Origin of the sequence: Algoriphagus halophilus, from assembly GCF_900129785.1 — a bacterium.
Taxonomy (GTDB): Bacteria; Bacteroidota; Bacteroidia; order Cytophagales; family Cyclobacteriaceae; genus Algoriphagus; species Algoriphagus halophilus.
Window position 1 is genome coordinate 1,321,533 of the sequence record NZ_FSRC01000001.1, and the last position, 12,897, is coordinate 1,334,429.

At 38.8% G+C, this 12,897-nt stretch carries 10 protein-coding genes; 4 read left to right on the forward strand and 6 right to left on the reverse strand.

Features of this window, described 5'->3' with window-relative positions; all coding sequences use genetic code 11:
* Window positions 1-89: 89 nt before the first annotated feature.
* On the reverse strand, window positions 90-1,040 hold the full coding sequence (locus BUR11_RS05655) for an arginase (protein ID WP_074223817.1): 951 nt from the start codon (window positions 1,038-1,040) through the stop codon (window positions 90-92).
* Window positions 1,041-1,240: 200 nt separating this feature from the next.
* On the opposite strand from BUR11_RS05655, the gene BUR11_RS05660 reads away from it, so the two are divergent.
* The 4 genes from BUR11_RS05660 to BUR11_RS05675 all read left to right on the forward strand — a co-directional run bounded on the left by BUR11_RS05660 (window position 1,241) and on the right by BUR11_RS05675 (window position 7,337).
* Window positions 1,241-2,392 (forward strand): methionine aminotransferase, encoded by a 1,152-nt coding sequence (locus BUR11_RS05660; protein ID WP_074223818.1) that lies wholly within the window; start codon window positions 1,241-1,243, stop codon window positions 2,390-2,392.
* A gap of 129 nt (window positions 2,393-2,521) precedes the next feature.
* The gene (locus tag BUR11_RS05665) at window positions 2,522-2,956 is read left to right on the forward strand and encodes a hypothetical protein (protein ID WP_074223819.1); all 435 of its coding nucleotides are present in this window, start codon (window positions 2,522-2,524) and stop codon (window positions 2,954-2,956) included.
* Between the two features lie 127 nt (window positions 2,957-3,083).
* Window positions 3,084-4,472 carry an arginine decarboxylase gene (locus BUR11_RS05670; RefSeq protein ID WP_074223820.1) on the forward strand — a complete coding sequence of 463 codons (1,389 nt, stop codon included), beginning with the start codon at window positions 3,084-3,086 and terminating at the stop codon, window positions 4,470-4,472.
* A 90-nt stretch (window positions 4,473-4,562) separates the two neighbouring features.
* Complete coding sequence (locus BUR11_RS05675) at window positions 4,563-7,337, forward strand: carboxypeptidase-like regulatory domain-containing protein (protein ID WP_084560864.1); 2,775 nt, start codon at window positions 4,563-4,565, stop codon at window positions 7,335-7,337.
* Here the strand turns inward: BUR11_RS05675 and BUR11_RS05680 are convergent, their stop codons facing one another.
* The 5 genes from BUR11_RS05680 to BUR11_RS05700 are packed head-to-tail and all read right to left on the reverse strand — an operon-like array spanning window position 7,338 to window position 12,541.
* Window positions 7,338-8,108, reverse strand: coding sequence for a 3-ketoacyl-ACP reductase (locus tag BUR11_RS05680; protein WP_074223822.1), 771 nt, complete (start codon window positions 8,106-8,108; stop codon window positions 7,338-7,340).
* Window positions 8,105-9,550, reverse strand: coding sequence for an oxidoreductase (locus BUR11_RS05685; RefSeq protein ID WP_074223823.1), 1,446 nt, complete (start codon window positions 9,548-9,550; stop codon window positions 8,105-8,107). The genes BUR11_RS05680 and BUR11_RS05685 overlap by 4 nt, the downstream gene beginning before the upstream one ends.
* Window positions 9,547-10,929, reverse strand: coding sequence for a glycoside hydrolase family 88 protein (locus BUR11_RS05690; protein WP_074223824.1), 1,383 nt, complete (start codon window positions 10,927-10,929; stop codon window positions 9,547-9,549). The genes BUR11_RS05685 and BUR11_RS05690 overlap by 4 nt, the downstream gene beginning before the upstream one ends.
* A complete protein-coding gene (locus tag BUR11_RS05695) occupies window positions 10,926-12,332 on the reverse strand; it encodes a sodium:solute symporter family protein (RefSeq protein ID WP_074223825.1) in 1,407 nt (468 codons plus the stop codon). The genes BUR11_RS05690 and BUR11_RS05695 overlap by 4 nt, the downstream gene beginning before the upstream one ends.
* A complete protein-coding gene (locus BUR11_RS05700) occupies window positions 12,329-12,541 on the reverse strand; it encodes a hypothetical protein (RefSeq protein ID WP_074223826.1) in 213 nt (70 codons plus the stop codon). Before BUR11_RS05700 ends, BUR11_RS05695 begins: the two co-directional genes overlap by 4 nt.
* Window positions 12,542-12,897 lie beyond the last annotated feature (356 nt).

A 12,897-nucleotide genomic window follows, 5' to 3' on the forward strand; every position in this document is an offset into this window, starting at 1 on the left:
AAGGTTAACATAGGACGAGGAGAGTTCTCGTGGAGGAAATTCCAACATCCTATCTCGAGTTTTTTAACATTATAAATTCTATTGCAAATCTAGAAATTATCCACCAAAGACTTGGTAGTAGTTTCTAAGACTTCAAAAGCATTTTCGGCCATTCTATTTTCAGAGTCTAGGGTAGGGTTTACCTCTACAATTTCCCAACAACAAACTCTTTTGTCTTTTATTAATTCGGCATTCAATTGAATTGCTTCTTCCACGGTGAGACCATCCGCTACCGGAGTCCCTGTTCCCACAGAAATAGAACTGTCCAGGCTATCTACATCGAAAGAGATGTAAATTTGATCACAATCTTTTAAAACGTCCAAAGCTTGCTTGGCAATGGCAGCTACTCCTTGCTCTCTGACTTCCCTTGTCTTAAAATTTTTGATTCCATATTCTTTGATCAGATGATCTTCAGGTTTTTCTGTGTCCCTGACAGAAATAAATACTATATCCTGGAGATCGATTTTCGGGAATTCGCCCCCAATATTTTTTATTTTATTCCAATAAACTAAGGTCTCTTCTGAGGGTTCGTTGACCTGGCATTCTATATTGTCAATCCTAGCGCACATTGCCAAAGGCATCCCATGCATGTTTCCAGAAGGAGTAGTGAATGGAGTGTGAAGATCTGCATGCGCGTCTATCCAAATAACCCCCAATCTTTTGCTTGGGTCAGCAGCTTTGATTCCCATAATGGTGCCTGCAGCCGTACTATGATCACCGGCAAGAACGATAGGGAATTTTTTCTCCATTCTAAGAGATTCAATGGTGCTGTAGACATTTTTTAAAACCTGATACACACCATCAGCATATTTGGCATGTGGAAATTTATTTCCTTTCCAAAGGTAATTATTGGCGTCAGGAACGTTAATGGGATCAAATTGAGTGAAAAAGTCTGATTTTAAGTCCAGGCTAGCCACTTTTAAGGCATCTATTCCCATACTTGCACCTCGGGTTCCTGCAGCAAGTTCTGACCTAACTTCTACTAATTTAATATCTCTCATTTACTTTTAATTTCAAGTTATTTGGGGATTTCAAGCCCGTAAAACTAGTGAAAATTGGGATAAAAATTTTTGACCTTTTTGAATTCAACTTTAAAAAGGTTGAATGTGGAACTTTAGAAAATAAGCTTAATTAAATAGATTGACTTTTCATCTCGTACAATATCACGATATTGAGAAATCCTGAAACAATAAACCATCTCATGCCTATACAATCCAAGCTTCCGGAAGTTGGTACAACGATTTTTACCATTATGTCCAAAATGGCATCGGACTATCAAGCCATTAATTTATCCCAAGGTTATCCTGGATTCAATTGTGATCCCCATTTAATTGAATTGGTTTACAAATACATGAAGGAAGGAAAAAACCAATATGCGCCCATGAGTGGCGTACCCCTGTTGAGAGAGAGGCTGGTGGAGAAAACGAAGAAAGTTTATGGAGTTGACTATGATTCAGAATCGGAGGTAACTATTGTTTCGGGAGCTACTGACGCCATTTATTCTGCGGTTACTTCAATTGTAAAACCCGGAGATGAAGTAATCCTGTTGGAACCGGCTTATGATTGTTATGCACCAGCCATAAAATTATGTGGTGGAATTCCAGTGTATGTTCCCTTAAACCTTCCTGATTTTTCGATCCATTGGAATTCTGTAAAGGATGCCCTCTCTGATAAAACAAGATTGATCATGGTCAATACTCCCCATAATCCCTCTGGGTACATGTGGACCAAGGAGGATTTAGAAAATTTAGCTCAACTTATTGTAGATAAGGATATCTATGTGATCAGTGATGAGGTGTATGAGCATATTACCTTTGATGGTAGGAAGCATTTGTCCATGATGACACATCCGGTGCTTAAAGAGCGTACTTTTGTTTGCGGATCATTTGGAAAGACTTTCCATGTGACTGGGTGGAAAATAGGTTATTGTTTGGCTCCTGAGGAAATGACTAGAGAATTTCGAAAGGTGCACCAGTTTGTTACTTTTAGTACAGCGACTCCCTTGCAATATGCCCTTGCTGAATATTTAGAGGATGAACATCACTATTTAGAGCTACCCGATTTTTATCAAAAGAAGCGGGACTTGTTTTGTGAGGGCTTAAGGGAAACTGAACTCTTGTTTACCCCTGCCCAAGGCAGTTTCTTTCAACAGGTTTCCTATGGTCATTTAAGCAAAGAAAGTGATTTTGACTTGGCTGTACGATGGACCAAGGAAATAGGAGTAGCCAGTATTCCGATTTCTGTCTTTTTTAAAAATAAAAATGATCATAAGATCCTTCGGTTTTGCTTTGCAAAATTGGATGAAGAATTAGAAAAGGCGATAAAAATTATTCAAAAGTCAAAATTATTTTAAATTTAAAAATCTGTAAAACAGGCAGTTATAATTTTTAACCATATAAACCCTATAAAAATAATAGGGATTATAGGATTATAATAAAAAAGCTTTTACATTTGAAGCATAGAAATTAAAACTGACAAACAAATGAGTGCAGTATCCTATCAAACATTAGCTCCCTCTAGCCCCGTGTCGGTTACGTTGGGAAGCAGATCAAAATTTTCAGAAATTTCCGTTGGACATCAGGAAATGGTCAAGATCTTTAATCAAAGATCTGGAAATAGGATTCAGGGTATGTGCAAATTGGAAAAGGGCTTTGATTCTTTGTTTCCACTTTTCAAAGGAATGGTCAGTTTAGGAAAACCGAATGGTTTGGACATTTCTTATTCCAATGAAGAAAAATCTATTTTCTTCTCATTCGATTCCACGAAAGAAGTTGAGGTAGGAAAGTTTTTTTCCAATGTACTTTCTCTACTTAGAAAAGAAGTGAGGTTCAAAAAGGTTCTGAAAGAAATTATAGAAAATAGGCAAAGGTTTAGAGCAGAGCAAAGCTTGCTTCATTCTTCACTTTTAGCAGATTAAAAACATTAAATACAGGATTTTATAAATTAAAGGGACAATTCCATCTGGATTTGTCCCTTTTTCATTTGAATATCTCCAAGAAAGAACAATTTTTGTACTCGACTAACACGGTTTAAATGCGTCAAGAATGAATAGATACATTGATTTAATTCAACAGACTTTTGATTTTCCTACCAAAGAGTTCCATGTTGAAAACAATGAATTATTTTTTAATGGAGTAAATATGATGGATATCATCAATGAATATGGTACCCCTCTAAAGCTCACTTATCTTCCGAAAATTTCTGAAAACATCCAGAAAGCGAAGACCTATTTTAATAATGCGATTAAGGCGCATGATTACCAAGGGAAATATACCTATTGCTACTGTACCAAGTCCTCTCATTTTAGTTTCGTACTGGATGAGGCCTTAAAGAATGATATCCATATTGAAACTTCTTCCACCTTTGATATCCCATTGGTAAGAAGCTTATATGCTAAAGGTAAAATCACCAAAGACACCTATATCATTTGTAATGGCTTTAAAAGAGAATTGTATAAACAATACATTTCGGAATTGCTCAATGATGGCTTTGTGAATTGCGTGCCAATTCTGGATAATTTAAGTGAGATAGATTATTACCTAGAGCACGTCAAAGTTCCGTTCCAAGTGGGGATTAGAATAGCCGCAGATGAGGAACCCAAGTTCGGATTCTATACTTCTAGATTAGGGGTGAGGTACAATGATATTATCCGATTGTATGAAGAAAAGATCAAGGACCATCCCTTGGTCAGCTTGAAAATGCTTCATTTTTTCATCAACTCGGGAATTAAGGATACTGCCTATTATTGGTCGGAATTGACTCGATTTATCCAAAAATATGTGGATTTGAAAAAAGTGGCGCCTACTTTGGATACCATGGATATTGGTGGGGGCTGGCCCATTAAGACCAATGTGTTTTTCGATTATGATTACCAGTATATGGCTGATCAGATTGTCAAAAACATCAAATGGATGTGTGCCAAAAACAATACTACAGAGCCAAATATTTTTACTGAATTTGGTTCATTTACAGTAGGAGAAAGTGGCGCTGTACTATATTCTGTATTGGATGAAAAACTCCAAAATGATAAGGAACTCTGGTACATGATCGATGGCTCTTTCATCACTCAATTGCCGGACAGTTGGGGGTTAAATCAAAAATACATCATGCTAGCAATCAATAACTGGGATGAAACCTATCATAACATCAACTTGGGTGGATTGACTTGTGATAGTATGGATTATTATAATTCTGAAGCGCATCAATTCAATATTTATCTTCCGAAACCAGATAATGGTAAGAAACAATACTTAGGCTTCTTCCATACTGGGGCCTATCAGGAATCTCTCGGAGGTTATGGGGGAATTCAACATTGCTTGATTCCTGCCCCAAAACATGTGTTGATCGATCGGGATGAACAAGGAAATGTCACCCACAGACTCTTTAGAGAGGATCAAACAGAGGAAAGTATGTTGAAAACATTAGGATACTAAACATCAAAACCGCCTTTTATGGCGGTTTTTTTATGCTTTAAAAATAAATTTGAAATGCTATATTGGAATTAGTTAAATCCCAAAATTTCCATGCTTTTCAGGCCTTTACAGGTTTTATTTTTGTTTTTTCTAGTCTTGTTTATGGTGCAGGTAAATGCCCAAACAATAAGGGGGAAAGTAATTGATTCAAGGACGAAGGAACCACTTCAGTTTACCAATGTTTTTATCAATAATACTACGATAGGTACCACGACCGATGAGGATGGGAGTTATACATTGAGTAGACCTGATTTGCCTGGTACCTTTCAATTAGTTGCTTCATTTGTTGGCTATTCCACAAGTAGTATGGAGGTCTCCATAGGTGAAGGAGAAAAAAAAATTGTGGATTTTGCATTGGATCCATTAGCATCCGTATTAACTGAAATTGAGCTTAAAAGTCGTAGAGATAAACCCTGGGAAAGAAACTTAAAACGTTTTCAAGATGTCTTTTTAGCATTACCTGATGATCCGATTGCTGGGAAATTAGAACTATCCAATCCCTGGGTTTTGGAATTTGAAAAAGTTAAACCCGACAAAGGTCCAAATTACATTCAGGCAAGCGCTCAAGAGCCCTTGATTTTGGAAAATGACGCCTTGGGTTATAAAGTCACTTACTATTTGCAGGATTATAAGTTTTACAATTATAAGTCAACTTTTTATGGTCTTGCATTTTTTGAAAACAAAACTCCAAAAGATAGTGCCCAATCAGCTGAATATCTTCTGAATAAACAAACCAGCTATCTGGGATCGATTAAGCATTTGATGAGATCTATTTTGCTTCAGCAAGTACCCGAACAAGGGTTTAATCTTTACGAAACCTTTCCTGAGCAAATGAATCGTCGACGTACCAATACTTACACCATAGAATTAGGTGAATCCATTGTGCCTATTTCCCAAGATTCCATAAGAAGAATTCCCCTTCGTAATGGGAATTTCAGAATCATTTGGCCAAAAAGAGTGGAGGTGCATTTTTTGAAAAAGAATTATAGAAACGATTATTATCTGGACATCTATCATCCAGTTGGTTGGGTAGAAGCCCCGTTGGGGTATTTTGATATTGACAGGAATGGAGTTCCCATCCACCCCACACAGGTTGTGCTCTCAGGTTATATTGGTCGCCCTAGAATGGGACGGTCTCTTCCACATGATTATTTTCCTCCCGAAACTTTTGAAAATCTTGCCGCAGAAGTGGATTTGATTAAAGGATTGATCAACAAATGGGAAAATCTAAGAGAGTCTCCTTATTTGATGACCAACAAACCCTATTATTATCCGGGAGAAACGGTTTGGTTTGGAGGCAAGATGCTTTATAAAAATCAGTTTTATCAGGACACCCTTAGTAGAGTTTTACATGTAGATCTTATCAGCGAAGGATCTGAGATGGTATTATCAAATCAATATCCAATAGAAAATGGTGGGTTTTCAGGCTCAATTTCTTTACCAGATTCCTTGCCACAAGGAGATTATTTCATTAGGGCATATACTGAATGGATGAGAAATTATCCTGAGAGAGATTTTTATTTGAGGGCTTTTCCTGTTTTAGGCAAAGGTCTAAACATTGAAAGTCAAGAAGTAGAGCAGTTTGATTTTTTGGGTGATTTGGAATTTCAAATGAAGGACTCCATCTATTTTGAGTCGAATCAACAAGTTTTGGAGGTGGAGCTTTCGATGAAAGATGCCCTTGATGAACTGGTAAATGCTGAAATGATGATTTCGGCAACCAACCCAGAACTTGTTTCAGATATGAAAGGACAATCAAATTTCATTGAAGCCTATGAATGGATGAACCAAGAGGAAAAGAACCCGCTTTCAGTGATTCCAAAATTCGATATAGAATATGGAATTTCAATTTCCGGGAATTTTGAAAAAGATAAAAAACGCCAACCGGATATCAATCCCATTACCATTGTAAGAGGTGATTTGGCAGATTATGGGGTAGTTAAAACAGATTCTACCGGGTTTTTTAGAGCCACTGGATTGTATTTTTTTGAAATGGACACGCTTTCATTCGCAGCTCTTGATGAGAGGGGGAAGGCATATGGAAGCATTCATCTGAAAGAAAAAACCAGCCCTCTTGTTCGAGGGTCTTTCCCAAAATTGAGATATAGCATCTATCAGGTCAATGATCGTCAAATGTATTATGATTCTTACGAAGACTATATTCTCCTTGAAGAGTTTGTTGCCGAGGATGAGAAAATCGAATCGCTTGCAGATCGATTCTATGGATATGGAGAGCCAGACCAGGTTTACTCTCGAGAGGACTTAGACAATTGGCCTGGCAATACTCTTGATCAAATAATTGGCATGCGGTTCGGAAATGGTGCTATGGGGAATTATAATTATGGACTGGAGGAAGGTGAGCCACTTATAATTTTAGATGGTGCAAGATATGCTTACAATGAAGATGAAACTGCTAAAGATGTGCTTCAAAATATCCTCACTGATGAAGTACTATCCATGGCAGTTTATACGCTCAATGCCAATTCATTTGGTTTGGCTGGATTTGCGGGGGTCATTATGATTGAAACAAAAAGAGGAGAAAGGTTTTCAGCGACAAGTGATAAGAAATTTAATGATACAGGCTTTCAGAAATTTCCAATACGTGGTTTTGCTGAAGTCAATTCATTTTTGAATGAGCCCTCATTAAATAGGTCTGTAGTACCCAAACCATCATTGTATTGGAACCCTAATTTCAAACTTGAAGGTACTAGTTCAAGCTTCAAAATCTATGTTCCAAATGGGGTGAGTAAGATCAAAATAAGAATCGAAGGGGTGACTGAAGAAGGAATACCATTTTGGAAAACCTTCCCCATAAATTTAAATTGATTACATTCTTTCGATTGTTAAGCCTCCATCAACATTGATGATTTGCCCTGTTGAATAGGGGAATCCTCCCTTCACCAAAGATGCTACCACCTTCCCAATATCTTCTGGTTTGCCAATTCTAGGTTCAAGGGTCGCACCGGTCTTAACCAACTCCAAATAAGTGGCACGGACTTTTTCAATCATGTCTGTATCCACGAATCCTGGTCGGATTTCATAAACTGAAATTCCATGGGGGGCCATTCGAACTGCCATGGTTTTGGAAAACATGGATAAACTAGCTTTGGACATGCAATATGCTGCCCTTGTAGGGGATGCCAATGCTGCTGAGACCGAGGTGATATTGATGATGAAACCTTCCCAATCTGGATGAGAGTCTTTCAGTTCCAACATCCATTTGGCAATTTCCTGTGTCAAGAAAAAAGTGCCTTTCTCATTGATGTTCATTAAATGATCGTAATCCTCTTCGGTTACCTCTAAGACATCACATCTGTTTCTGGGGGCTACTCCGGCATTGTTGACCAGCACATCAATTTTACCGAAATTATTTTTCATTCCTTGGACAATGGCCTCACGGTCAGATTTCTCAGCAATATTTCCTTGGAGATAGACCACATTTGAACCCAGAGACTTTAAAGCATCTAAGTTTTCTTTGGCGTCAGACTCAGGTCTTACACCATTGATTCCCAAGTCATATCCGGCTTCAGCAAGTTTTTTGGCGATGCCTAATCCAATTCCCCGGGAACCTCCCGTAATTAACGCAACTGGTTTCATTTGTTTTTTGCAGCTTTAAGTTGATCGTGTTCTTCCATCTTTTTATAAAACGGATCTAATGGGTAGCAGCCTGAAATGATCCCATTTCTAGGAGCTGTGGTACAATCTGAGAAGGTTCTACAGATCTTAGGCCGTTTCATGTCATTTCCCGCCAAAATATCTGCTGGTAAATCGGGATAGCTTAATACCATCCTCCCTAATCCAATGGAATCAGCCATTTTAGCATTTAAAACAAACTCTCCCACATTTGGTAACCATTCCTGAAGGTAGGAATAGGCGGATCCAATGACATAAAATTCAGGGTAAGCCTCTTTGATTGCAGCTGTTGCTTTAATTTGCCTTGCTACTCCATGTAACGGATCCTCGGGAGGATTGTACCCATCGGATGGAGGGAAAATCGCAGGTCTTTGAATATGGGGGTTGTAATAGGGGCTTCCTGCTGTAGTACATACTAATTCTATTCCCAAATTTTTTAATTCATCCAGAAACTCAAATGTCTCACTTAAATCTTCATGAATTCCTGAGGAATCACCACCAAAGGCATATGCATAATTTCCTTGGCTGGAAGGAATTCCTTTTCCGTCGGGTCCTACTTGAAAAGGAGCCCAGTCAAAAATGCTCATTCTGACTCCGATTTCAAGTCCGGGAGCCTCCGAACGAATTCCTGCAACGATTTCTCTTAAAAACCGGGTCCTGTTTTCGATAGATTTCCCATAAATCCCTTCACGGTCATAAGCACTTAAAAACTCATGTCCTAAATACCCATGGCAATGCTTGATATCCACGAACTTAAATCCAGCTTTTTGCGCCCTAACGGAGGCACTGATATAATCGTCAATCAAGGAGGAAATATCCTCATCTGTCATAACTGGATAATCATCCGGCAACCCAAATTTCTTATTTAAAATAGGGTGGGGATAGAGTATTTTTGGTTCCATCTTGGTTTTGCTGTTAGGCTTGCAAAACCTTCCACTATGAGTCAATTGAAGTCCAGTCAATAAATCGTTGGTGTTTCCAAATGCTTCCTGATGCTCTTTTTCAACCATGCGGTACAGCCCTTCAAACTCACTTAGATTTTGATCATTCAAAAGTAGTTGGTTAGGGTTGGCCCGTCCTTCATGTCTTACAGCTACTGCTTCACATCCCCAAAGTAATTTAGCCCCACTGATCGCAAAGTTTTTCCATCTTCTCTTGGTCAATTCAGAGGGTTTTCCATCAGTTGTACCATCCCAACCTTCCATGGGCAGGATACAGAATGAATTGCCTATGGAATTCCCTGCCTTTGTTTGGTAGGGCCTGGTAAAAGGTGAATTATTTCCCTGACTTAACTCCTCTACAAAATCGAGGTCTATATTTTCTTTTTTTAGATAATCCCGGAAAATCTCAGCTGTTTTCAGTTGAGCAACTCTCGGATATTCTGGTTTGTATTTTCCTTCACTCATAATGTTTGAATACAGTTGAAAAAGCTATAATAGGTTTCCTGATTCAAAGTCCTTTGAATCAATAATGCAAGTTCTCTGGCATGGTAATCCCCCCACATACATGATTCGCCATAGGGCGCTTTGTTCTTTTCGGGCCGGTAATCCCATCCATTCGGTTGATGGTAAATGCTATGTAAAATCAATCCCTGATGAGCTGGGTCTTCAGATAAATAGGGAGACCGAAAGAGAGCCTGAGCTACTTGAAGTCCTGCTTTGGTGTATTTGTCATATAGTTCAGGTTCTGAGTATTTTATAAAATTTCCAATACGGATAAGACCTTGAGCTGCAATGCAGGCAGCGGAGCTATCGATCGGTTCAAATTCGTTGAAAGGATTGGAAGGTTGATTTAAATAATCGCCCATATGAACCAATCCAGGCGCACCAGTATCCCAGTAGGGAATTCCATCGGTAGGGGTATTATTTATATAAAATTCAGAGGTGACTTTTGCCGCTTCCAATAACTCCTCCACGAGCGCCTTTTTAGAAATAATGATTGCATAATCGCTTTCCTCAATTTGATCCAGAATTTCTAAGGTCTCGCCAAGTCCGCAAATAGCCCAGGCCAATCCCCTGGTCCAGGTACTGAACCCTGTGTATCCTTGCTGGGAGTTGGGGCATCTGTAATTTCCATCGTTGGTATTGAAAATGATCTCATGGGCAGTTCTACCGGGAACATCATAAGAATCTCTTCCTTTTCCATAAAAGATAGAGTAGTTGATGGTGCTCAGGATGTGTTGAATGGCACGCTGAATCAGGGAAATTCTCCGATCATTTTCGCCTTGCAATACATGGCCCAAAGCATGGGAAACCACCAAAGCTCTGCAAGAGCGAATGGTATCTACAAATAATGAATGAGGGCCGTTAAAAGAGTAAATATAACCTCCACTGGGAATATTTGTCCAGCGCATGGCTTGGACTGCACCACTGGCTTTCAAGGCTAATTCATAGAAATTCTGTTCCCAATCATTTTGAGGGATTTTTCCTTCCTTCATCAACCTCAATAAGTTTCCATAAGTACTGACATTATTGAAACCATGATCATGAACCCCCGTGTGGGTCAAGTGCGGTGCCATTTTATGAAGGGTATTTTCCCTTCCTATTTTCAGGAACTTTTCATCTCCAGTGGCATCGAATTGTAAAATTGCCGAACCATATTGAAATCCTTGGGTCCATTCAGTCCATCCTCTGGTCACATACTGTCCTTTTTCTGTAAAGACCGGTGCTCCTTTGGCTGGATCAAAGGACTTTTCAATCAATTCGATTTTTTCACCAGAAAGCTTCCAGAATTTTTCTAAAGGAGCTTTTAGGTCTTGTATTTGAATTTCTGAATCAAGCTTCATGTTGTTGTTTTAGGTTTTTTTTTGTGACTCACCATGATGATTGTGGTAAACACAAACAGGATTATATACATCAGAAAATCTAATGGATAGCCGAAATAGTTGTCTGGGACAATTCCTAAAATAGACAAGATGAAAAAGATCAGTGCTACTGTAGAAAGTCCAATCAGTGCTTTGGGAGGTTGGCTGAAAATCACAGCTCCTAATACCACAGGTGCGATCATGGAAGTCCCTGCAAAACTCACTCTTGCCAAGAGAACCAATTCATCACTCATGTAGGTGGAAAATACCAGTACAATTAATGAAAAAGCCAATATGGACAATTTTGTTATTCGCATGTTGGCCTGATCTGTTCCATTCAAAAGGCTTCGTAACTCCGTACCTAATGCAAAAATTTGCGCATTGGTTGTAGAAAGACAAGCAGCGAATAAACCTACAACAGCAAGTGCTGCAACTGGAACTGCTTGATCGAATAACAATGCCTGGCTTAGGAAATCAGCGGTATTTGCATCAGGATATTCAATGGCTCCATAGAGTCCAATAAATGCGGTAGGAAGGATTACCAAAATCGCAAAGATTCCTACTGCATAGGCCATTCTATGGACAGATTTCAAACTTTTCATAACCACCAATCTCGTGGTGAACTGAGGTTGTGAAACTGGAATTAGAACAATGGCTATGGCAGAGGCTATTAAAAACGGACTGGAAAAAAGGCCATTGGGTCCCGGTAAGGATAACAGGTCTTGGTTGCTCGCACTCACTTTTGCGATCCCATCTTCTAACCCTCCTGCTAAACTTAAACAGGTCAAACCAATGATCCATATGACGGCCAACATGATCACACCCTGGATGGCATCACTGTATACAATAGCTTTTAGTCCCCCTATTTCTGAATAAATCAACATGATAAAGACTAAGACTGCTGACCAGGACCAATAGGGAAGCATATCTGGAAATGCAGCGTCTAGAAATATTGAGATTCCTCTGATTTGGATAGATACATAAGGGATCAGAAATAAGAAAGCACTAGCAAAAACAAGATATCCGGCAAATGAATTTTCATAACATGATTTTATCAACCCAGCCACTCCTTTATATCCCTTGATGGTGGCTCTTTTTCTCAAAGCATAGCCAAACCAAATCAAGAAAAATACCATTAAAGCATCCGAAAGGGCCAAGAAAATCCAAGCGCCTACCCCGTGAGTTCGGAAGAAATCAGGCATACCCATAAAGGTAAATGCTGAAAATAGGGCTGCTGAAAATGTCAAAAAGCCGAGTATGGTGCCAATGTTAGATCCTGCGAAAATAAAATCATCTGAAGTTCTATTTTTCCTGTAAGACCTATAAGAAGCATATCCCAACATGGCCAAGAAAATCCCAAAAAAGAAAACTAACCATCCGATCATGACTTCTTAGGGTCTTCGTATGGAAATAATTTTGAACCTAAAAAGGTGGCAAAAACAATCAGGATAGTCACCAACAAGCCAGTCCAAAATATATAGGGGACTGATCCCAAACTAGGTTCGATTTGATGTTCTGAAAATAAAAGAAGGTAGGAAGCAACCGTTAAGGCCACTATCACAATAACTAACAGGTTCCAATACTTGGATTTCATCTTGTTGGGTTTATGGTAATTTGGTTGAATTGATCTTACACAAACTATTCGTGCAAAGAAGGCTTAAAATAGCAATTATAGTTTTAATAGCTAACCTGAACTGGTAGGCAATCGTCTGCTTATAAATGAGAATTCACGGAATCGATTTCTGAAACGTGGGTATAGGGGAGATGACTGAGTGAAGGGGAGATTTTTAAGGGTTTGATTTTTTGTCCTAGAATAGAACTAAACCTTAAAAGCTAGCAGTAATGTCATGAATAAAGAGCACTACATGTGATTTTACTGGGGAAAAAGGTAGAGTGGATGTATCCAACTGGAAAAATGTAAGATTTTAGAAACAAGTTATGGGGTCTTGT